The sequence below is a fragment of the Methylobacterium oryzisoli genome (assembly GCF_046557895.1).
GTDB classification, from domain to species: Bacteria; Pseudomonadota; Alphaproteobacteria; order Rhizobiales; family Beijerinckiaceae; genus Methylobacterium; species Methylobacterium oryzisoli.
Genome location: NZ_JBKIBX010000011.1, coordinates 79,560 through 100,331 on the forward strand (window position 1 = coordinate 79,560; position 20,772 = coordinate 100,331).

The window sequence follows — 20,772 nt, forward strand, 5'->3', positions numbered from 1 at the left end:
TTTCAGGGGCGCGGCGCGAGGTCCCGGCGCAGGAAGAGGGTGCCGGCGATCGGCGTGTCGTAGTACGGCCCCGTGGGCGTGAAGCCCGCCCGGCGGTAGAGCGCCAGCGCGCCGACCATCGACGGCAGGGTGTCGAGCCGCATCTCGCGGTAGCCCAGGCGCTCACCCGCCGCGATGATTGCGGCCACCAGGGCTTCGCCGAGCCCGCTCCCGCGCGCGCCGGGATCGACGTAGAGGCGCTTCATCTCGCAGGTGTCGGGCGGGGCGAGCCCGCGCAGCCCGACGCACCCCAGAGCCGCGCCGGAGGCGCCGCGGGCGATGAGCAGCGCCCCGGTCGGAGCCGCGTAGGGGCCGGGCATCGCGGCGAGTTCGGCCTCGAAGCCCTGATAGGCGAGGTCGATGGGCAGCGCGGCGGCGTAGGCGCGAAACAGCGCGACCGTCGCGTCGAGGTCGGCAGCGTCGCGCACGGGCGCGATCCGGAAGGCGGGCGGGCGCATGGCCGCGGTATGGCGCTCACCGCGCTCCGCCGCAACCGCACCACCCGACCGTACTGCCGGGCGGTGCGTCGTCTGCCGAGGCTGTGGCTGCCCCGGCGGAGCGGGCTCACTCCTTCGCGGCACGCTCCGGGTGGCGCAGCTGGCTGAACACGAGGCCCGCGAAGTTGCCGATCGCCGCCGGCCAGGGCTGGCCGAACGTCGCCCGGTCGGCGTTCTGGCAAAAACTCGCCGTGAGGCCGTTGATCAGATCGGCTTGGCTGGCCTTCGGGGCTGCGGCCTTGAGGGCAGGGAGCAGGGTGTTCACCCGCGGCAACATGTCCTCGGCCTTGACGCCCTTGAGCTGCGCATCCGCGCCGACGTCCTGCAGGGCCTTGGCGAAGGCCGGGTCCGACACTGTCGAGCACGACGCCGTCCCGGCCAGCATGGTGCGGGTGTCCTGGCGGATGGCGGCCACCTGCCCGGCATCGGCGGTCGGCGGCGATTCGTTGCCGAAGCTCTGACGCACGTAGTTCGTCACGGCCGCCACGTCGGCATCGCTCATGAGGGCGCCCACCGCCGGCATCGTGGCGTAGTCGCCCTTCGCCGAGAGGCCGCCGAGCACGACGCGGATGACCGTCTCGGGCCCCTTGGCCAGAACAGCGCCGTTGCCGGCGAGCGCCGGGATCGCCCCGGGCACGCCCCTGCCGTCCGGACGGTGGCAGGAGACGCAATGGGTGACGTAGACGTCCGCGCCCGGCGCCGCCGAGGCCTGCGAGAAGTCGGACGGATGCTGGGGTGTGTAGGTGGGCTTGGCCGGCAGCGTCTTGAGGTAGACCGCGATGGCGCGCACGTCGTCATCCGAGAGCCGGCTCAGGCTTTCCTCGATCACCTGCCGCATCGGACCGGCGACGACGCCCGCCCGTCCGGGGGCGGCCCCGGTCTTGAGGTAGGTGAAGAGCTGATCCTCGCTCCAGGCGCCCAGACCCTCCTTGTCGTCGCCCGACAGGTTCGGCGCGTACCATCCGTCGACCGTGCCGCCTTCGAGGTAGCCGCTCCACTGCGAGGCGCCGACGAGCTTGCTGCCGTTGTGGCAGGCGCCGCAATGGCCCAGGCCCTCCACCAGATAGGCGCCGCGGTTGACCTGGGCGCTCGCCTTCGGGTCGGGCTGGAAGCGCCCGGGGGTGAAGAAGGCGACGCGCCACGCGAGCAGCGCTTCGCGGATGCTGAACGGGAAGGCGATGTCGGCGGGCTTGCGCGGCGCCCGCACGGGTTCGAGGGAGAACAGGTAGGCCTTGATCGCCGCCACGTCCTCGTCGGAGATCTTGGTGTACCAGGGGAACGGAAAGGCGGGGTAGAGATAGCTGCCGTCCTTGCCGATGCCCTCGTGCAGGGCGCGGCGGAGATCCGCGTCGCTCCACGTCCCGATGCCCGTCTCGCGGTCGGGCGTGATGTTCGGGGTGGCGATCCGGCCGATCCCGTGCGGAAAGTTGAGGTAGAGTCCCCCCGCGAAGGGCTTGCCGCCCGGCGCCGTGTGGCAGGCGACGCAATCGCCCGCGGTGACGAGGGCCTCTCCCTTGCGGATCAGGTCCTGCCCGGCGGCCTGCGGCTGGGCCGCGGCCGGGGTGGCGAGCGCCAGGGAGCCGAGAACCAGGGCCGAGATGCCACGCATGCTTGCCATCCTCCGGTTGCCGCGGCGCGCGCGGGGTTCGCTCAAGGGGCCGATCGTTCGTGCCGCAGGGCCGCGTGCGGGCGCAGCCGCAGCCAGAGGTCGGCGAGATGGGCGGCGAGCGCGCCCAGGAGCGCGAGCGCCAGCCACGTCCAGTGGGCGCCGACGAGGGCCGCGCGCAGCGCCAGCATCAGGCAGGCCCCCGAGGCGAGGTTGATGAGCAGCGCGCCCGCGCCCGGCTTGGCGCGGCGGCGCCACACCAGGATGACGAAAGCCTCGGCGGCCACCAGCAACAGCACCGCGTCGACGATGCGACCGCTCGCGAACAGGTCCGACACGTGCAATGTCCTCCCGCCCGGGACCACCCAGCGGACCCGGCAGTGCTTCCGTTCTGACGCAGAGTTCGACCTGCAGATCGGGCAACGTCGCTGTAACGAGGCGGGCTGCCGTTCGGTTCACACCCGAAGGTTCGCGGTTCGTTTTGTCGCACCGGCCCGGCGTTCGACGCCCGGATCAGAGCGGACCGTTGAGCCGCACGATCGACCAGTTGAGAATGCCCGCGAGCCCGACCCAGGCGATGTAGGGGACGAGGAGCAGCGCCGCGGTGCCCGAGTGGCGCCCGGCCGCCACCATCAGCACCGCGACGGAGAGCCACAGCAGCAGCACCTCGGCGAGCGCCCAATCCGGCCGCTGGAGGCGGAAGAACAGGCCGCTCCAGGCGATGTTGAGGATGCCGTTCACGCCGAAGGCCACGAGGAGCCATGTCCGCTCCAGCCCGGCGGGCGCGGCGTTCCAGGCCAGCACCCCGGCGATGGCCGTGAGGGTGAAGATGACGGTCCAGACCGGCCCGAAGGCCCAGTCGGGCGGCTTCCAGGCCGGCACCCGCAGGCTCGCGTACCAGGGACCGAGCGCGGTCAGCGCCGCGCCGGCTCCCGCCACCACCAGGGCCGCCAGGGCCGCGACGAGGATCGGCCCCCAGCGCGCGCCGAATTCCCCGCTCACGGAGAGACCCAGCCGAACAGGTGGGCGAGGTCCTTGAAGAAGATCCGGGCGTGGGCGGCGGGCTTGGCGCGCACCAGCTCCTTGTTCATGTAGGCCTCCCAGGTGAGGCTCTGGACGTCCGGATCGCGGCAGATGCTCACGAAGCGCTCCCGCAGGGCATCGTTGCGGTACCAGACATTCTGCATCAGCCGCAGGACCCAGAACACGCGCCCGTGCGCGGCCAGGAACCGGCGGCGCACCTGGCGCAGCGCGCGGGCGTCGCCAGTGGCCAGGAAGGTGTCGGCGGCCTCCGCGGCGAGGCGTCCGCCCAGCATTGCGTAGTAGATGCCCTCGCCAGAAGCGGGAGCGACGAGGCCCGCGGCGTCGCCGGTGAGGAGCACGTCGCGCCCGTTGTCGAATCGCCGCAGGGGCTTGAGGGGGATCGGCGCGCCCTCCCGGCGCAGGGTCTCGCCGCTGTCGAGCCCCGTCGCGGCCCGCAGGCGGCCGACCGCGCCGCGCAGCGAAAAACCCTTGCGGGCGCTGCCGGTGCCGATGCTGAGCGTGTCTCCGTGCGGGAAGACCCAGGCGTAGAAGTCGGGGGAGAGGACGCCCTGGTAGTAGACGTCGCAGCGCGCCGCCGCGAAGGCGCCGGCCGGGGGCGTGCGGACCACCTCGTGATAGGCGAAGACCTGCCGCATCCGGGCATGCGCCGGGATCTCCTGGCGGCCCACCGCCGAGTTCGCCCCGTCCGCCCCGATGACGAGGCGCGCGCGGACGTGCTCCTCCTCGCCGGACTTGCTGCGGACATGGAGGGTGGCGAGGCCGTCGCCGGGGCGGCTGATGCGCAGGAAGGTGCCGGTGCGCCGGCTCGCCCCCGCGAGCGCGGCGCGGTCGCGCAGCCAGGGATCGAAGACCTCGCGGTCGACCATGCCGACGAAGCCGTCGCCCACCGGCATGTCCACGGCCCGGTCCTTGGGCGAGACCATGCGGGCGGCCCGGATGCGCGCCACCAGGAGGTCGTCGGGAATCGCGAAGTCGCGGATCAGGCGCGGCGGGATGGCGCCGCCGCAGGGCTTGATGCGCCCCTCCCGGTCGAGGAGGAGCACGCGACGCCCGCACCGGGCGAGGTCGGTGGCGGCCGTGGCTCCCGCCGGACCGCCCCCGACCACCACGACATCGAAGATCTCGCCGTCGGTCATGGGCGTGCCTCCCTCCACCCGTGCGACACGGGAAAGATTCCGGTCCGGGCCTCGCGCCGCCGCGCCGGGGCATCGATGCGCAGGGCCAGCCCGGCCGCCAGCAGGAACAGCAGCGCCTCGGCCGTAAAGACCGCCGCGTAGGCCGGCACCACCGCGCCGGTCAGCGCCCGGGCGAGATCGACCGCGGCGGCGCCGAGGAAACCGCCGAGCCCGAAGGCCACGCCCTGCGCGGCGCCCCAGACGCCCATGCGGGTCCCGTGCCGGCCCTCGCCCTCGGGCGTGCCGCCCGACCCCGCCAGCGCCATCATCGAGCCGATCGCCGAGACCGCGAAGATGCCGTTGAACAGGCCGAGACCCGCGACGAGCGCGCGCAGCGGCGCCCCCGGGCCCATCACCCCGCAGGCCGCGATCCCGGCGAGCGCCAGCGCCGAGCCGAGACAGCCCAGGACCGTCCAGAGCCGCAGCGAGCCGAGCCGCGGCCCCGGGGCGAGGCTCGTCACGAGGGCGACCAGCACCATGCCGGCGAGGACGCCGCCATTCTGCAGCCCTGCCAGCGCCGTCGTGGCGCCCGGCGACATCGCGAAGACGAGCCCGGCGAAGGGCTCCAGGATGAGCTCCTGCGCGCTGTAGGCCAGCATCGCCAGGAAGACGAAGACCGTGAAGCGGCGCGAGGCGGGCTCGGCCCAGACCTCGGTCAGCACCTGCCCGAAGGACGGCCGGGCCTCGGCCCGCGCCGGCCGCGTCCCCGCGCGCGGCTCGACGCCCCAGACCGCCGCCAGCCCCACCAAGAAGGCGAGGCCCGAGACCGTCGCCGACACGGCGATCAGGCGGGCGGGCGAGAACGGATCGAGGAAGCGTCCGGCGAGCGGCGCCGTGACCACGAAGCCCGCGATCATCATCACCCAGACGATGGTGGCCGCGGCCCCCCGGCGCTGGGGCGCGACGCCGGTGGAGAGCAGGACGAGGAGCGAGGTGCCGGCCGCGCCGACCCCGATGCCGACCACCAGAAAGGCGAGGATCGCCAACGCGAAGCCCGCGACCGGGTGCGCGCCGATCACCGCGGTGGCGATTGCGGCGCCGAGGCCGCCCAGCGCCAGCGCCGCCATGCCGCCGACGATCCAGGGCGTGCGCCGCCCGCCGATGTCCGAGCCGTAGCCCCAGCGCGGGCGGGCGAGTTGCACCGCATAGTGCAGCGCCACGAGCGCGCCCGGCACCGCGGCCGGCAGCGCCAGTTCGACCACCATCACCCGGTTGATGGTCGAGGTGATGAGGACGACGATGGCGCCGAGCGCGGTCTGGACGAGGCCCAGCCGCACGATGGTGCCCCAGCCGAAGGCGGCCGGCGCGGTCATGCGGCGCCTCCCTGACGCAGCGCGAAGGCGGCGGCCAGCATGCCGAGCACGTAGAGCAGCGTGCCGGTGCCGTTGTACCAGGCGGCTCGGCCCCGCGGATCGGCGAGGAGGCGGCGCATCAGCAGGCCCTGCCCGGCGAGCAGCGCCGCCACGAGGCCCGCGTGCCAGGGCCGATCCCAGGCGAGGAGGAGCGCCACCACGGCCGCCTGCGGCAGCGCCATGACGAGGCAGGCGAGGCGCGCGGCGCGGTCGGTGCCGAGCTGGACCGGCAGCGAGCGGATCCCGGTGCGCTGGTCGCCCTCCACCGACTTGAAGTCATTCAGGGTCATGATGCCGTGCGCGCCGATGCTGTAGAGGAGCGCCAGCATCAGCACGCGCCCGTCCGGCACCGCGGCGGCCATCACGGCCGCGCCTGTGAACCAGGGCAGTCCCTCGTAGCAGAGGCCGACGGCGGTATTGCCCCACCAGCCGTTGCGCTTCAGGCGCAGGGGCGGCGCGCTGTAAAGCCACGCCAGGAGGAGCCCGAACAGCGCCGCGCCGAGGATCCACGGGCCCAGCGCCGCCGCGACGAGGAGCGACAGCAGCGTCCAGCCCGCCGCCACGTAGAGGCCCCAGCGGCCCGGCATGCGGCCGGAGGGGATCGGGCGCTGCGGCTCGTTGATGGCGTCGACGTGCCGGTCGAACCAGTCGTTCACCGCCTGGCTCGTGGCGCAGACCAGCGGCCCGGCGAGCACGATGCCGGCGAGCACCACCGGCCAGCGTCCCTGCAGGCCCGATCCCGACGAGACCACCCCGCAGGCGAAGGCCCACATGGGCGCGAACCACGTGATGGGCTTGAGAAGCTCGACCAATGCGCTCGGAGCCGGGACTGCCATGCGCTGCCTCGCGCTCGCCTGTCTCGGTCCGACGCTAGTGACATGGCGCCACGAGTGTCAAGTAAACTTTACACTTGCGGACAGGGATCGATCGGAGCCGTCCCGCGTCAGTCGTCGCGGTCGTCGGGCCCCTCGTTGCCGTCGAGGTCGCCGAGGCCGTAGCGGCGCAACTTGGCGTAGAAACCCTGGCGGCTGAGGCCCAGCATCTCGGCCGCGGAGGCGCGATTGTCCTGGGTGATCCGCAAAGCCGCCTCGATGCAGAGGCGCTCGATCAGGTCGGTCGTCTCGCGCACCAGGGTCTTCATCGACACGCGGCCGACGAGTTCGGTCATCTGCTCGACGGAGCGCGGCAGCTCGCGCCCCCCTGCGGGGGCCGGCGCGATCCGGCGCGGCAGGGTGCGGATGGTGAGGCCCAGGCAGGGCTTTTCGCCGCCCGGCACCGACACGCCCGCGACCTCGACCTCCTCGACGACGCCGAACTCGCCGCGCATCACGGTGGTGAAGTGGCGCACCGAGCCGTGCTCCACGAGGGTCGCGAACAGCGCGCCGATCTCGCTGCCCTCGCGCCCGAGCCAGCGGTCGATGAGTTCGCCCTTGGCCTGCTGCTCGGCGGCGAGCTGGGCGAGATCGAGGAAGGCGGCGTTCGCCCCGAGGATGCGCCGGTCCCGGTCGGTGACGACGAAGCCCTCGGGCATGGCCTCGATGACGTCGAGGGCGCCGGTGCGCGCCGCGGAGGGCAGGGCTGCCACGGGCGCGACGAGGTTGAGCCGCACCAGGATGCTCGTGCCGGCATCCTGTCGGAACAAGGCCGCGGCGACCCGGGCCTCGCCGCGGCGGTGGGCGAGACGGGCGGTCAGGTCCTCGGCCTGCCCGGTCAGGCGAAGACCCACCAGGAGGGCCTGCACGGCCCTGCCTCCCTCGATCTCGAACAGGTCGATGAAGTCCTGCCCGACGATCCGCTTGGCGGAGCGGCCGAGCAGGCGCGCGGCGGCCGGATTGATCTCGGCGACGCGGCGGTTGGCGGCATCGACGATCAGCACCGCCTCGCCGGCGAGCTGGAACAGCACGCGGTAGCGCGTCTCGACGCTGCGCAGGCGGGCGTAATCGCGCTCCAGGGCCTGCTGCGATTCGGCGAGACGGCGCTGAAGCGCCGCGACGGCGCGCAGATCGCGCCCGATGGCGAGGATCTGGCCGTCGCCGGGCAGGCGCAGGGTCGAGTAGCGGATCGGCAGATCGGTGCCGCTGACTGAGGGATGATTGACCTGGCGCCAGCGCGTCACGATGCCGGGCGCCGCCCCGTCCAGCAATTCCACGATCTTCGGCCGGCTCTCGACCGTCACGGTGTCGATCCAGCGGCGGCCGAGCCAGCGCGATCCCGCGTCGTCGGCCAGTCCATCCGCACCGAACGTCGCGTCACGGATCACGCCGTCGCGGTCGACGACCAGCGACAGGTCGGTCGCGGCGGCGACGAGCATGCCCGTCGTGTCCGCGTCGAGATGGGCGACGGCGTCTCGTAGCACCGCGAACGCTTCCTTCGCAGTAAGGCTGACAGGACTGTTCAAGGGCCACCAGACGCTTAGACCGCACCGAACAGGTCTTTCAGCAGGCTCTCACCCGGAGATCAAGGAGGGTCGCGGCGATTCCCGGTGCGTCGCGCGCATCCAGCGCGGCCGCGTCCGCACCGACGCGCCGGACCCGGTCCGGTCGGTTCTCGAAAGCGGGGCCGCCGACCAGGATCCGCAGGTCGCGGTTGCAGGAGGCGCGCCTGATGACCGGCACCACGTCCGCGAGCGCCTCCAGGAAGACGTCGCAGGACAGGGAGATGCCGACGACGTCGAACCATTCGTCGCGCAGCTGCTCGAAGGGGCCCGTCTGGTGCCAGCTCACCTCCGACGCCACGTCCCAGCCCGCCTCCGAGAAGAAGTGGCTGACCATGGTCAGCCCGAACGTGTGGGTCTCGCCCGGCGCCGGCACGAGGAGGACGCGGCGGCCCGCCGGATCGACGGGGGGCGGCTCCACGAACAGCATCTCGAGGTCGTGCACGAGCTGGCGCAGGCGGGCCATCGCCACCGTCACCTGAACGAAATCGCAGGCATCCTCCTCCCAGAGCCGTCCGATATGCCGGGCCGTGGGCGCCAGAAGGTCGAGCAGCAGCCCATCGAAGGTCATGCCGCCATCGAGGAACGATTGAACGTCGGCCATCGGGTCGCCGTCGGCGGCGGCCAGCATGCGGGCGGCGAAGCCGGCGATCTCCTCGGGCTCGGGCCGGGGGCGGGAGAAGACACAGGACCGTCGGCCCGTGCGGTGGGCCAGCATCAGGCGGGGAATGATCTCCGCCTCGACGACGCGCGCGAGATCATCGCGCCACGGTTGCGGACGGGCGGATCGCCGCCTGGCCGGCCGCGCCGGGTCCCCGTCGCGTTCGAGCGATGGGCCACGCGCAGTGTCGCCGGTATGCCTTGCGTTCTCCACCGGCACCTCCCCGATGCACAATGGCCCCGCCTGTTGTGTTGGTACCTGAAGAAATTTTCTCTTTTGGGTATTTTGTCGACAGGTCCCGTGGGGTCCGGGCATTTACCCAAGATACGCTTCCTTCCTGTTCAGGCAAGCGGCTTTCGTTCCGCCTCCCGACAAATGTCACGCGGACACACTGTCAACTTGAGTTGACACTCCCGGCGCCTCGGTCCAGGCTGCCCGAACCGACAACCCCGCGGCGCAACGCGGGGCTCGGGCAGGGCGAGGCGGGGCAGGCGACATGAGGCGCGAAGACCGGCCGGTTCTGTACAGCGAGGCGGAGCGGCGGCGCCGCGACGCCACGCCCTGGACGCTGGTCCAGGGCATCCTGGCGCCGATCCAGTTCGCGATCTTCCTCGTCAGCCTGCTGCTGGTCCTTCGCACCCTGGCGACCGGCGAGGGGGCGGCCGTGGCCAATGCCTCCGTGGTGCTCAAGACGCTGGCGCTCTACGCCATCATGATCACCGGCTCCCTCTGGGAGAAGGCCGTGTTCGGGCGCTACCTCTTCGCGCCGGCCTTCTACTGGGAGGACGTGGTCAGCATGCTGGTGCTGGCGCTCCACACGGCCTACCTCGCGGCCCTGGCGACGGGCGCGCTCGACCTGCGCCCCCTGATGCTCCTGGCGCTGGCCGCCTACGCCGCCTACGCGGTCAACGCCGCGCAGTTCCTCCTGAAGCTCCGGGCGGCGCGCGCGAGCGCGCCGGCCCGCCGGATGCCCGTCCTGACGGGGGCGGCGCCATGAACGCGCCCTTCACCCCCTGCGGGCCTCAGGTCAGCCACGAGCGCGGCCAGCGCGCCGTCTTCTGCGGGCTCACCGGCATCGTCTGGCTCCACCGCAAGATCCGCGACGCCTTCTTCCTCGTGGTCGGCTCGCGCACCTGCGCGCACCTGATCCAGTCGGCGGCCGGCGTGATGATCTTCGCCGAGCCGCGCTTCGCCACCGCGATCATCGAGGAGCGGGACCTCGCGGGCCTCGCCGACGCGCACGAGGAACTCGACCGCGTGGTGAGCCGCCTCTTGGAGCGGCGGCCGGACATCCGGCTCCTCTTCCTCGTCGGCTCCTGCCCGTCCGAGGTGATCAAGCTCGATCTCGGCCGCGCGGCGGCCCGCCTCTCGGGCCGATTCGCCCCGGCGGTGCGGGTGCTCAGCTACTCGGGCAGCGGCATCGAGACGACCTTCACGCAGGGAGAGGATGCCTGCCTCGCCGCGCTCGTGCCGGACATGCCGATAGGGAACCTGGCAACGGGGGACGAGCCCTCGCTCCTCGTGGTCGGCACCCTCGCGGACGTGGTCGAGGATCAGTTCGCGCGCCTCTTCGCCGATCTCGGCATCGCGCCGGTCCGCTTCCTGCCGGGCCGCCGCGCGGCCGAGCAGGCGACGGTCGGGCGGGGCACGCGCTACCTCCTGGCGCAGCCCTTCCTCGCCGACACGGCCCGGGCGCTCGACGCCCGCGGGGCGCGGCGGATCGCGGCGCCGTTCCCGCTGGGTGCCGAGGGCACCACCCTGTGGCTGCAGGCCGCGGCCGACGCCTTCGGGGTGGCCCCGGCGCGCGTCGCGGCGGTCACGGCGCCGGGCCTCGCGCGGGCCGGGCGGGCGCTCGACCGGCACCGGGAGCGGCTCGCGGGACGGCGCCTGTTCTTCTTCCCCGATTCGCAGCTGGAGATCCCGCTCGCCCGCTTCCTGTCGCGGGAGATGGGGGTGGAGCTGATCGAGGTCGGCACGCCCTACCTCCACCGCCAGCACCTCGCCGAGGACATGGCGCTGCTGCCCCCCGGCACGCCGGTGGTGGAGGGGCAGAGCCTCGACGACCAGCTCGACCGCTGCCGGGCGGCGAGCCCCGACCTCACGGTCTGCGGGCTCGGCCTCGCCAACCCGCTCGAAGCCGAGGCGCTGCCCACCAAGTGGTCGATCGAACTGCTGTTCACGCCGATCCAGGGCTACGAGCAGGCCGGCGACCTCGCCGAATTGTTCGCGCGCCCGCTCGTGCGCCGCTCCAGGCTGGAGGTCTGACGCGCATGCAGCTCACGCTCTGGACCTACGAGGGACCGCCCCACATCGGCGCCATGCGGATCGCCACCGCGATGCGCGGCCTGCACTACGTGCTGCACGCCCCGCAGGGCGACACCTACGCGGACCTGCTGTTCACGATGATCGAGCGGCGGGACGCGCGCCCGCCGGTGACCTACACCACCTTCCAGGCCCGCGACCTCGGGGCCGACACCGCCGAGATCTTCAAGGAGGCGGTCCGCCTCGCCTACGCGCGCTTCCGCCCGCAGGCGATGATCGTCGGCGCCTCCTGCACCGCCGAGCTGCTGCAGGACGATCCCGCGGGCCTCGCCCGGGCGCTCGACCTGCCGATCCCGGTCATCCCGCTCGAATTGCCGGCCTACCAGAAGAAGGAGAACTGGGGCGCCGCCGAGACCTTCTACCGGCTGGTGCGGGCGCTCAGCGCGCCGCCGGCCCCGCGCGCGCCGCGGGCGCGGCCCTCCTGCAACCTGCTCGGGCCGACCGCGCTGGGCTTCCGCCACCGCGACGACCTGCGCGAGGTGCGGGGCCTGATCGAGCGCCTCGGCATCGACGTGAACGTCGTGGCGCCGCTCGGCGCCACGCCCGCCGACCTCGCGCGGCTCGGCGAGGCCGATTTCAACGTCGTGCTCTATCCCGAGGTCGCGCGCAGCGCCGCGCTCTGGCTCCAGAAGGCGCACGGCCAGCCCTTCACCGACGTGGTGCCGATCGGGGTCGGCGCGACGCGCGCCTTCGTGGAGCAGGTGGCGGGGCTCGCGGGCGTCGATCCGGCGCCCGTCCTCGACGCGGAAGGCTCGCGGCTGCCTTGGTACTCCCGTTCGGTCGACTCGACCTATCTCACGGGCAAGCGCGTCTTCGTCTTCGGGGACGCCACGCACGCCATCGCGGCGGCCCGGGTCGCGAAGTCCGAACTCGGCTTCTGCGTCGTGGGACTCGGCACCTACGCGCGGGATTTCGCCCGCGAGGTGCGGGCCGAGGCCGAGGCGCACGGCATCCCGGCCCTGATCAGCGACGATTACCTGGAGGTCGAGGCGGCGATCGCGGCGGCCCAGCCCGAACTCGTGCTGGGCACTCAGATGGAGCGCCACATCGCCAAGCGGCTGGGCGTCCCCTGCGCGGTGATCTCGGCCCCGATGCACGTGCAGGACGTGCCCGCCCGCCACGCGCCGCAGATGGGCTTCGAGGGCGCCAACGTCCTGTTCGACACCTTCGTCCACCCGCTGATGATGGGCCTGGAAGAACACCTGCTCTCGATGTTCCGAGAAGACCCGGAATTCCACGACGGCGTCGCGCCCTCGCATCTCGGCGGCCGGCCGCATGCGGCGCCCGAGCCCGCCGTCCCGGTCGCGGCGCCCGTCGCCGCCGCGGCCTCCGCCGTCACCTGGGCCGCCGAGGCCGAGCGCGAGCTGCGCAAGGTGCCGTTCTTCGTGCGCGGCAAGGCCCGCCACAACACCGAACGCTTCGCCCGCGAGCGGGCGCTGCCCCTCATCACCGTCGAGACCCTCTACGATGCCAAGGCGCATTTCAGTCGGTGAGGGGGCGGGCGCGCTGCCGGAGCTGCGCGTCGTCATCGTCACCCTCGACAACCACCTCGCCGGGGCGGTGGACCGAGCGCGCCAGACGCTCGCCCGCACCGCGCCGGGGCTCACCCTCGGCTTCCATGCCGCGGCGGAATGGGACACCGACCCGGCGGCGCTCGACGCCTGCCGCGCCGACATCGCCCGGGCCGACATCGTGCTCTCCGCGATGCTGTTCATGGACGAGCACGTGCGGGCCGTCCTGCCGGCGCTCCTCGCCCGGCGCTCCGACTGCGACGCGATGGTGGGCTGCCTCTCGGCGGCCGAGGTGGTGCGCACCACCCGGATGAACCGCTTCGCGATGGACGGCTCGCAGCGCGGCGCCCTCGACTTCCTCAAGCGCCTGCGCGGGCGCAGGGGACCCGGGGACGGGGGGTCGTCCAGCAGCGGCGCGCGCCAGATGGCGCTGATCCGGCAGATCCCGCGCATCCTGCGCTTCATCCCGGGCTCGGCCCAGGACGTGCGGGCCTACTTCCTGATCCTGCAATACTGGCTCGCCGGGTCGGACGAGAACGTCGTCAACCTCGTGCGCTTCCTCGGCTCGCGCTACGCGGCCGGGCCGCGGGCCGGCTGGCGGGACCGCCTGACGCCGAAGGATCCGCTCTCCTATCCGGAGACCGGCCTCTACCACCCGCGTCTTCCGGGCCGGGTCGGCGAGCGGATGGAGGCGCTGCCGCAGCGGCCCGGCGCGCGCGGGCGCGTCGGCCTCCTGCTGATGCGCTCCTACGTGCTCGCCGGAAACACCGCCCATTACGACGGCGTGATCGCCGCCCTGGAGGCGCGCGGCCTCACCGTGGTGCCGGCCTTCGCGAGCGGCCTCGACAACCGCCCGGCGATCGAGCGCTTCTTCCTGCGCGACGGGCGTCCTGCCATCGACGCGCTGGTGTCGCTCACGGGCTTCTCCCTCGTCGGCGGTCCCGCCTACAACGACGCGGCCGCCGCCCAGGCCGTGCTGGCGCGCCTCGACGTGCCCTACCTCGCGGCCCACGCGGTCGAGTTCCAGAGCCTGGCTCAGTGGGAGGCCTCCGAGCGCGGCCTCTCGCCGGTCGAGGCCACCATGATGGTGGCGATCCCCGAACTCGACGGCGCCACCGCCCCGATGGTGTTCGGCGGCCGTGCCGGCACCGACCATGCCCGCGACATGGCGGTCCACCCCGAGCGTGCCGAGCGCCTGAGCGAGCGCGTCGCGCGCCTCGTGAGCCTGCGCGGACGCCCGAAGGCCGAGCGCCGGGTCGGCATCGTGCTGTTCAACTTCCCGCCCAATGCCGGCGCGGTCGGCACCGCGGCCTTCCTGTCGGTGTGGGACTCGCTCCACCGCGTGCTCGCGGGCCTGAAGGCGGACGGCTACACGGTCGCGGTGCCCGACAGCCCCGAGGCGCTGCGGCAGGCGGTGCAGGAGGGCAACGCGGCCCGCTTCGGCACCCCGGCCAACGTCGCCCACCGGGTGCCCGCCGACGATCACGTGCGGCGCGAGCGCTGGCTCCCCGAGATCGAGGCGCAGTGGGGACCCGCTCCCGGCCGCCACCAGACCGACGGCTCGGCGCTCCTCGTGCTCGGCGCGGAGTTCGGCAACGTCTTCGTCGGGGTGCAGCCCGCCTTCGGCTACGAGGGCGACCCGATGCGGCTGCTGTTCGAGCGGGGGTTCAGCCCGACCCACGCCTTCTCGGCCTTCTACCGCTACCTGCGCGAGGATTTCGGCGCCGACGCCCTGCTGCATTTCGGCACCCACGGCGCGCTCGAATTCATGCCCGGCAAGCAGACCGGGCTGTCGGCCGCCTGCTGGCCCGAGCGGCTGATCGGCGCCATGCCGAACGTCTACCTGTACGCCGCCAACAACCCCTCGGAGGGCACGCTGGCCAAGCGCCGCGCGGCCGCGACCCTAGTGAGCTACCTGACGCCGAGCCTCGCCCAGGCCGGGCTCTACCGGGGGCTCATCGACCTCAAGGCCTCCGTGGAGCGCTGGCGGGGGCTCGCGCCCGAGGAGGCGGCCGAGCGCGCCCGGCTCGCCGACCTGATCCAGGGGCAGGCCGCCGGCCTCGACCTCGCCGAGGCCGAGCCCGCCTGGGGTGGGGCGGCGGAGACCCGCGTGGCCGACCTCGCGGTGCGGCTCGTCGAACTCGAACACACCCTGATCCCGCACGGGCTGCACGTGGTGGGGGAGGGGACGCCGGAAGCGGAGCGGGCCGACCTGCTGATGGCGCTCGCCGAATCGGTGCACGGCCTGGCGCCGGCCCGCGCCGCCATCGACCGGCTGGCGGCGGGCGTGCCCGCCGAGGAGGCCCTGGCGGCGTCCGACCTGACGGCGGACGAGGCGACGCGCGCCGCCTTCCGGGCGCTGGCCGAGACCAACCGGCTGCTCGCCGAGGACCACGAGATCCCGGCCCTGCTGCGGGCGCTCGACGGCCGCTTCGTCGCGCCGGTCGCGGGCGGCGACGTGCTGCGCACGCCAGCGATCCTGCCGACCGGGCGCAACCTGCACGGCTTCGACCCCTACCGGATCCCGAGCGCCTTCGCGCTGGCGGACGGGCGGGCCCAGGTAGAGCGGCTGCTCGCCCGCCACGCGGCCGAGGGCGCGCCCTGCCCGGAGAGCATCGCCCTGGTGCTGTGGGGCAGCGACAACCTCAAGAGCGAAGGCGCGCCCATCGCCCAGGCGCTCGCCCTGATGGGCGCGGCCCCCCGCTTCGACGGTTACGGCCGGCTCTGCGGCGCCCAGCTCATCGCCCTCGACGACCTCGGCCGCCCGCGCATCGACGTGGTGGCGACGCTGTCGGGCATCTTTCGCGATCTGCTGCCGCTCCAGACGAAGCTGCTCGCCGAGGCCGCCTACCTGGCGGCGAGTGCGGACGAGCCGCTTGAGCGCAACTTCGTGCGCAAGCACGCCCTCGCGCACCAGGCCGAGCACGGCATCGACCTCGAGACCGCGGCCCTGCGCGTGTTCAGCAACGCCGAGGGCGCCTACGGGGCGAACCTCAACCACCTGATCGACAGCGGGCGCTGGGAGAGCGAGGCCGATCTCTGCGAGACCTTCGCCCGGCGCAAGAGCTTCGCGTACGGCCGCTCGGGCGCCCCCCAGGCGCAGCGGACGCTGATGCAGGCGGTGCTGGCCAAGGTCGACTTCGCCTACCAGAACCTCGATTCCGTCGAGGTCGGCGTCACGAGCGTCGACCACTACTTCGACGGTCTCGGCGGCATGGCGCGCGCGGTCGCCAAGGCGCGCGGGACCAGCGTGCCCGTCTACATCAGCGACCAGACGCGGGGCGAGGGCCGGGTGCGCTCGCTCGCCGAGCAGGTGGCGCTGGAGACCCGCACCCGCATGCTCAACCCGAAATGGGTCGAGGGCATGCTCGGGCACGGCTACGAGGGCGTGCGCCAGATCGACCAGCACCTCACCAACACGGTGGGCTGGTCGGCCACCACCGATCAGGTCGCGCCCTGGATCTACCAGCGCATCACCGAGACCTACGTGCTCGACGAGGCCATGCGCGAGCGCATGGCGGCCCTGAACCCCACCGCCTCCGCCAAGGTCGCCCATCGGCTGATCGAGGCGCACCGGCGCGGCTTCTGGACCCCCGACCCCGAGACGCGCGCCGCCCTCGACCGGGCCGAAGAGGCCCTGGAGGACCGGCTGGAAGGCATCACCGCGGAGGCAGCCGCATGAACATCGCGATTCGCAACCCGGTGCCGACAAGACGGGAGGAAGGCAGCCTCCAGGTCGCCCTCGACCCGGACGTCCGCATCGAGACCGCCAAGGTCTTCGCGGTCTACGGCAAGGGGGGCATCGGCAAGAGCACCACCTCGTCGAACCTCTCGGTCGCCTTCTCGAAGCTCGGCAAGCGGGTGCTGCAGATCGGCTGCGACCCCAAGCACGATTCGACCTTCACGCTGACGAAGCGCCTCGCGCCCACCGTCATCGATGCCCTGGAGGCGGTGCAGTTCCATTCCGAGGAACTGCGCGTCGAGGACTTCGTGGCCGAGGGCTACAACGGGGTGATGTGCGTGGAGGCGGGCGGACCGCCGGCCGGCACCGGCTGCGGCGGCTACGTCGTCGGGCAGACCGTGAAGCTCCTCAAGGAGCACCACCTGCTCGAAGACACCGACGTCGTGATCTTCGACGTGCTCGGCGACGTGGTCTGCGGCGGCTTCGCCTCGCCGCTCCAGCACGCCGACCGGGCGCTCATCGTCACGGCGAACGACTTCGACTCGATCTTCGCCATGAACCGCATCGTCGCGGCGATCCACGCGAAGTCGAAGAATTACGGCGTGCGGCTCGGCGGCGTCATCGCCAACCGCTCGGCGAACACCGACGAGATCGACCGCTTCAACGCCGCGGTCGGCCTCAAGCGCCTCGCGCATTTCCGCGACCTCGACGTGGTGCGCCGCTCGCGCCTGAAGAAGGCGACGCTGTTCGAGATGGAGCCCTCGCCGGAACTGCTCGCGGTGCAGAACGAGTACCTGCAGCTCGCCGAAGCCCTGTGGGCCGGCGTCGAGCCGCTCGAGGCCCAGCCGATGAAGGACCGCGACCTGTTCGAGTTCCTGGGGTTCGACTGATGCCCAGCGCCACCTACGCCGAGCGCCGCTCGCAGCTCCAGACCTACTTCGACCGCACGGCCGTCGAGGCCTGGGCGCGGCTCACCTCCGACGCGCCGGTGAGCCGCATCCGCGCCACCGTGCGCGCGGGCCGCGACGCGATGCGGGCCGAACTCCTGTCCTGGCTGCCCGCGGATCTCTCCGGGCGGCGCCTGCTCGATGCCGGCTGCGGCACCGGCGCGCTCAGCCTGGAGGCCGCGCGACGCGGCGCGCACGTGGTGGCCATCGACGTCTCGCCGACCCTGGTCGGCCTCGCCCGCGAGCGCAGCGCCGCGCTGGCGCTGCCCGGCCGCCTCGATTTCCGGGTCGGCGACATGCTCGACGACTCCTTCGGCCGCTTCGACCACGTGGTGGCGATGGACTCGCTGATCCATTACCGCAGCGCCGACATCGTCCGGGCGTTGGCGGTGCTCGGCCGGCGCACGGACGGCTCGCTGCTCTTCACGGTCGCCCCCCGCACCGCGCTGCTGACGCTGATGCACGCGGCCGGCCGGCTGTTTCCGCGCGGCGACCGGGCGCCCGCCATCGAGCCGGTGTCCGAGGGGACGCTCCGCCGCCGCATCGCCCGCGAGGAGGCCCTGGCCACCTTCGGCCTCCGGCGGTCGCGCCGGATCACCAGCGGCTTCTACCTCTCCAACGCCCTGGAACTGGCGCGCCGATGAGCGATGCGAGCCGCCTCGCCCGGGCGCTGACGCAGCTCGGGCCCCGCCTCCTCCCCTTCGCGGATGCCGCGACGGCGGAGCTGCCGCTCGGGCGGCTCCTGCGCCTGTCCCTGTTTCAGGTGACGGTCGGGATGGCGGCGGTGCTGCTCATCGGCACGCTCAACCGGGTGATGATCGTCGAGCTCGGCGTGCCGGCCTGGATCGTCGCCGTGATGCTCGCGCTGCCGCTGCTCGCCGCACCCTTCCGGGCGGTGATCGGCTTCCGCTCGGACACGCACCGCTCGGTGCTGGGCTGGCGCCGCGTGCCCTACCTGTGGTTCGGCACGCTCCTGCAGTTCGGCGGCCTCGCGATCATGCCCTTCGCGCTGCTGATCCTGTCGGGGGACACGACCGGGCCGATCGTGATCGGGCAGGCGGCGGCGGCGCTCGCCTTCGTGCTCGTCGGCGCGGGGCTCCACACCACGCAGACGGTCGGCCTCGCGCTCGCCACCGATCTCGCGCCGGCCCATGCCCGCCCGAAGGTGGTGGCCCTGCTCTGCGCCATGCTGCTCGCCGGCATGATGGGCAGCGCCGTGATCTTCGGGCTCGCGCTCGCGAACTTTTCCGCGATCCGGCTGATCCAGGTGATCCAGGGCGCGGCGCTGGCGACGCTCATCCTCAACAGCATCGCCCTGTGGAAGCAGGAGGCGCGCGATCCCTCCCGCACCGCCGAGGCCCGGCCCGACTTCCGCACGGCCTGGGCGGCCTACGCGCGGGCGCCGCGGGCGCGCCGGCGGCTGGCCGCCACCGGGCTCGGCACCGCGGCTTTCAGCATGCAGGACATCCTGCTCGAACCCTATGGCGGGCAGATCCTGCACCTGCCCGTCGCCGCCACCACGGCGCTCACCGCGCTGCTGGCGCTCGGCGGCGGCCTCGGGCTCCTAGCCGCCGCGCGCTGGCTCAACCGCGGCGGCGATCCGTTCCGGGTTGCGGCGAGCGGCGCCGTGGTCGGCATCGCGGCCTTCTCGGCGGTAGTCTTCGCCGCGCCGCTCGCCTCCGGCCCGCTCTTCTCGGGCGGCGTGGCGCTGATCGGGCTCGGCGGCGGCCTCTTCGCGCACGGCACGCTCACCGCCTCGATGGAGGACGCCGCCCCGCAGGAATCCGGCCTCGCCCTCGGCGCCTGGGGCGCCGTGCAGGCGAGCGCCGCGGGGGCGGCCATCGCGGCGAGCGGCATCGTGCGGGATGTCGGCTCCGCGCTCGCCGTCGCGGGCCATCTCGGCGAGGCGCTGAACGACGCCTCGACCGGCTACCTCATCGTCTACCACGTCGAGATCGGCCTCCTGTTCGCCACCCTGGTGGCGATCGGCCCGCTGGTGCGGCCCGCCGATCCGGCCACACCCCTGTCCCGCGGCGCTTCCCCGCGCCGCCGCGTCACCCATCCGGCCCTATCCTGAGGGAGGCCTATCATGCCCACGGGTGCCATCACCGGTTACATCGACGTCGCCCAGCTGGTGCTCTACGCGTTCTGGCTCTTCTTCGCCGGGCTGATCTTCTACCTGCGCCGGGAGGACCGCCGGGAGGGCTACCCCCTCGAATCCGAGACCCGCGGCGGGCTCACCGGCTGGGACTGGCTCTTTCTGCCCACGCCGAAGGCCTTCGTGCTCGCGGACGGCCGCACCGTCCTGGCGCCGCGGCCCGACGAGGGCCCGGTGGGCGAGCTGAAGGCCGCCAAGCTCGAACCCTGGCCGGGCGCGCCGCTCCAGCCGACCACGCCGGATGACGGGCGCCTGCGGGACGGCGTCGGGCCGGGCGGCTACGCGCAGCGCAGCGACACGCCCGACCTGACCTGGGAAGGGCACAAGCGCATCGTGCCCCTGCGCGTCGCCACCGAGTTCGCGGTGGCCGAGCAGGATGCCGACCCGCGCGGCTTCCGCGTGGTGGGCGCCGACCGGGCGGTGGCCGGCACGGTCACGGAGATCTGGATCGACCGGGGCGAGTCCCTGCCCCGCTACTACGAGCTGGAGCTGGCCGGCACGCCGGGCCGCAGCGTCCTCCTGCCCGTCACCTTCGCCAACGTCTCTGGGGCCAAGGCCACGGTGGTGTGCGAGGCGCTGCTCGCCCGGCAATTCGCCGACGTGCCGACGCACCGCGACGCCGACAGCATCACGCTGCTCGAAGAGGAGCGCATCATCGCCTATTACGGCGCCGGCACGCTCTATGCCACGCCCGGGCGCACGGAGCCGCTGCTGTGAGCGACGACGTCCTTCCCCGCGGCCTGCCCGCCCCGCTGCCGCCCGGCGAGCGGCTGATCTGGCAGGGGCGGCCGGGCACGCTCGGCCTCGCCCGGCGCGTCTTCCACCTCGACCTCGTGGCGGCCTACTTCGCGCTGCTGGCGCTCATCGAGGCGGTGAGCGCCGGGCGTGCCGCCGCAGCGCTGCCGCTCCTCGGCCTCGGCGCGGCCGGCCTCGCGGTGCTGCTGGCGCTCGCCTGGTGCTCGGCCCGCACCACCCACTACAGCCTCACCGACCGGCGGCTGATGCTGCGCATCGGCATCGCGCTGCCGATCACCGTGAACCTGCCGCTGCATCAGATCGAGGCCGCCGGCCTGAGGCGCTTCGCCGATGGCAGCGGCGAGATCCCGCTGCTCCTCAAGGCCGGGACGCGGCTCGCCTACCTGCACCTGTGGCCCCACGCCCGGCCCTGGCGGCTCACGCGGCCCGAGCCGATGCTGCGGGCCCTGCCGGACGCCGACGAGGCCGCCGCCCGCATCGCCGCGGCGCTGGCCGCCGCCAACGGCCAGCCGGTCCCCGGATGGTCGCCCGCCGCCGCGACCGCCGCCCTGCCGGGGCACCTCGCCGCCGCCGGATCGTGAGGAACGC

18 protein-coding genes are annotated in these 20,772 nt (G+C 73.3%); 9 read left to right on the top strand and 9 right to left on the bottom strand.

Translation table 11 applies throughout. The features are described 5' to 3' along the window. Window positions 1–2: 2 nt before the first annotated feature. The 9 genes from ACKUB9_RS13065 to ACKUB9_RS13105 form a co-directional block, all read right to left on the bottom strand. The gene (locus ACKUB9_RS13065) at window positions 3–467 is read right to left on the bottom strand and encodes a GNAT family N-acetyltransferase (RefSeq protein WP_407522580.1); all 465 of its coding nucleotides are present in this window, start codon (window positions 465–467) and stop codon (window positions 3–5) included. Between the two features lie 136 nt (window positions 468–603). Next, on the bottom strand, window positions 604–2,145 hold the full coding sequence (locus ACKUB9_RS13070) for a c-type cytochrome (RefSeq protein ID WP_407522582.1): 1,542 nt from the start codon (window positions 2,143–2,145) through the stop codon (window positions 604–606). Between the two features lie 41 nt (window positions 2,146–2,186). Further along, window positions 2,187–2,480, bottom strand: a complete 294-nt coding sequence (locus tag ACKUB9_RS13075; protein ID WP_407522584.1) for a hypothetical protein — start codon at window positions 2,478–2,480, stop codon at window positions 2,187–2,189. Window positions 2,481–2,655: 175 nt separating this feature from the next. After that, on the bottom strand, window positions 2,656–3,144 hold the full coding sequence (locus ACKUB9_RS13080) for a TspO/MBR family protein (protein WP_407522586.1): 489 nt from the start codon (window positions 3,142–3,144) through the stop codon (window positions 2,656–2,658). Beyond that, window positions 3,141–4,322, bottom strand: a complete 1,182-nt coding sequence (locus ACKUB9_RS13085) for a geranylgeranyl diphosphate reductase (RefSeq protein ID WP_407522588.1) — start codon at window positions 4,320–4,322, stop codon at window positions 3,141–3,143. The genes ACKUB9_RS13080 and ACKUB9_RS13085 overlap by 4 nt, the downstream gene beginning before the upstream one ends. Next, window positions 4,319–5,674, bottom strand: a complete 1,356-nt coding sequence (locus ACKUB9_RS13090; protein WP_407522591.1) for a BCD family MFS transporter — start codon at window positions 5,672–5,674, stop codon at window positions 4,319–4,321. The genes ACKUB9_RS13085 and ACKUB9_RS13090 overlap by 4 nt, the downstream gene beginning before the upstream one ends. Continuing rightward, complete coding sequence (chlG, locus tag ACKUB9_RS13095; protein WP_407522593.1) at window positions 5,671–6,549, bottom strand: chlorophyll synthase ChlG; 879 nt, start codon at window positions 6,547–6,549, stop codon at window positions 5,671–5,673. The genes ACKUB9_RS13090 and chlG overlap by 4 nt, the downstream gene beginning before the upstream one ends. 107 nt (window positions 6,550–6,656) lie before the next feature. After that, window positions 6,657–8,069, bottom strand: coding sequence for a transcriptional regulator PpsR (ppsR, locus tag ACKUB9_RS13100; RefSeq protein WP_407522595.1), 1,413 nt, complete (start codon window positions 8,067–8,069; stop codon window positions 6,657–6,659). A gap of 79 nt (window positions 8,070–8,148) precedes the next feature. Next, window positions 8,149–8,865 (bottom strand): cobalamin B12-binding domain-containing protein, encoded by a 717-nt coding sequence (locus ACKUB9_RS13105; RefSeq protein ID WP_407522597.1) that lies wholly within the window; start codon window positions 8,863–8,865, stop codon window positions 8,149–8,151. A gap of 439 nt (window positions 8,866–9,304) precedes the next feature. Between ACKUB9_RS13105 and bchF the strand changes: the two genes are divergently transcribed. The 9 genes from bchF to puhB are packed head-to-tail and all read left to right on the top strand — an operon-like array spanning window position 9,305 to window position 20,765. After that, window positions 9,305–9,805, top strand: a complete 501-nt coding sequence (gene bchF / locus ACKUB9_RS13110) for a 2-vinyl bacteriochlorophyllide hydratase (protein ID WP_407522599.1) — start codon at window positions 9,305–9,307, stop codon at window positions 9,803–9,805. After that, window positions 9,802–11,073: a ferredoxin:protochlorophyllide reductase (ATP-dependent) subunit N gene (locus ACKUB9_RS13115; protein ID WP_407522601.1), complete on the top strand. Its 1,272-nt coding sequence runs from the start codon at window positions 9,802–9,804 to the stop codon at window positions 11,071–11,073. The genes bchF and ACKUB9_RS13115 overlap by 4 nt, the downstream gene beginning before the upstream one ends. Before the next feature lie 5 nt (window positions 11,074–11,078). Next, window positions 11,079–12,623 (top strand): ferredoxin:protochlorophyllide reductase (ATP-dependent) subunit B, encoded by a 1,545-nt coding sequence (bchB, locus tag ACKUB9_RS13120; protein ID WP_407522603.1) that lies wholly within the window; start codon window positions 11,079–11,081, stop codon window positions 12,621–12,623. Continuing rightward, entirely contained in the window at window positions 12,598–16,323 is a 3,726-nt protein-coding gene (locus tag ACKUB9_RS13125; RefSeq protein ID WP_407522605.1) for a magnesium chelatase subunit H, read from the top strand. The genes bchB and ACKUB9_RS13125 overlap by 26 nt, the downstream gene beginning before the upstream one ends. Then, entirely contained in the window at window positions 16,320–17,213 is an 894-nt protein-coding gene (gene bchL / locus ACKUB9_RS13130) for a ferredoxin:protochlorophyllide reductase (ATP-dependent) iron-sulfur ATP-binding protein (RefSeq protein ID WP_407522607.1), read from the top strand. Before ACKUB9_RS13125 ends, bchL begins: the two co-directional genes overlap by 4 nt. Further along, window positions 17,213–17,914, top strand: a complete 702-nt coding sequence (gene bchM / locus ACKUB9_RS13135) for a magnesium protoporphyrin IX methyltransferase (protein WP_407522609.1) — start codon at window positions 17,213–17,215, stop codon at window positions 17,912–17,914. The genes bchL and bchM overlap by 1 nt, the downstream gene beginning before the upstream one ends. Then, window positions 17,911–19,347, top strand: coding sequence for an MFS transporter (locus tag ACKUB9_RS13140; protein WP_407522611.1), 1,437 nt, complete (start codon window positions 17,911–17,913; stop codon window positions 19,345–19,347). The genes bchM and ACKUB9_RS13140 overlap by 4 nt, the downstream gene beginning before the upstream one ends. A gap of 12 nt (window positions 19,348–19,359) precedes the next feature. After that, window positions 19,360–20,145, top strand: coding sequence for a photosynthetic reaction center subunit H (gene puhA, locus ACKUB9_RS13145; protein ID WP_407522613.1), 786 nt, complete (start codon window positions 19,360–19,362; stop codon window positions 20,143–20,145). Continuing rightward, the gene (puhB, locus tag ACKUB9_RS13150; RefSeq protein WP_407522615.1) at window positions 20,142–20,765 is read left to right on the top strand and encodes a photosynthetic complex putative assembly protein PuhB; all 624 of its coding nucleotides are present in this window, start codon (window positions 20,142–20,144) and stop codon (window positions 20,763–20,765) included. The genes puhA and puhB overlap by 4 nt, the downstream gene beginning before the upstream one ends. Window positions 20,766–20,772 lie beyond the last annotated feature (7 nt).

What these genes read in the sequence shown, in the direction of transcription:
- ACKUB9_RS13070 (WP_407522582.1), bottom strand. Translation starts at nt 2,145, where the DNA reads ATGCGTGGCATCTCGGCCCTGGTTCTCGGCTCCCTGGCGCTCGCCACC.
- ACKUB9_RS13085 (WP_407522588.1), bottom strand. Translation starts at nt 4,322, where the DNA reads ATGACCGACGGCGAGATCTTCGATGTCGTGGTGGTCGGGGGCGGTCCG.
- ACKUB9_RS13090 (WP_407522591.1), bottom strand. Translation starts at nt 5,674, where the DNA reads ATGACCGCGCCGGCCGCCTTCGGCTGGGGCACCATCGTGCGGCTGGGC.
- chlG (WP_407522593.1), bottom strand. Translation starts at nt 6,549, where the DNA reads ATGGCAGTCCCGGCTCCGAGCGCATTGGTCGAGCTTCTCAAGCCCATC.
- ACKUB9_RS13105 (WP_407522597.1), bottom strand. Translation starts at nt 8,865, where the DNA reads ATGCTGGCCCACCGCACGGGCCGACGGTCCTGTGTCTTCTCCCGCCCC.
- bchF (WP_407522599.1), top strand. Translation starts at nt 9,305, where the DNA reads ATGAGGCGCGAAGACCGGCCGGTTCTGTACAGCGAGGCGGAGCGGCGG.
- ACKUB9_RS13115 (WP_407522601.1), top strand. Translation starts at nt 9,802, where the DNA reads ATGAACGCGCCCTTCACCCCCTGCGGGCCTCAGGTCAGCCACGAGCGC.
- bchB (WP_407522603.1), top strand. Translation starts at nt 11,079, where the DNA reads ATGCAGCTCACGCTCTGGACCTACGAGGGACCGCCCCACATCGGCGCC.
- ACKUB9_RS13125 (WP_407522605.1), top strand. Translation starts at nt 12,598, where the DNA reads ATGCCAAGGCGCATTTCAGTCGGTGAGGGGGCGGGCGCGCTGCCGGAG.
- bchL (WP_407522607.1), top strand. Translation starts at nt 16,320, where the DNA reads ATGAACATCGCGATTCGCAACCCGGTGCCGACAAGACGGGAGGAAGGC.
- bchM (WP_407522609.1), top strand. Translation starts at nt 17,213, where the DNA reads ATGCCCAGCGCCACCTACGCCGAGCGCCGCTCGCAGCTCCAGACCTAC.
- ACKUB9_RS13140 (WP_407522611.1), top strand. Translation starts at nt 17,911, where the DNA reads ATGAGCGATGCGAGCCGCCTCGCCCGGGCGCTGACGCAGCTCGGGCCC.
- puhA (WP_407522613.1), top strand. Translation starts at nt 19,360, where the DNA reads ATGCCCACGGGTGCCATCACCGGTTACATCGACGTCGCCCAGCTGGTG.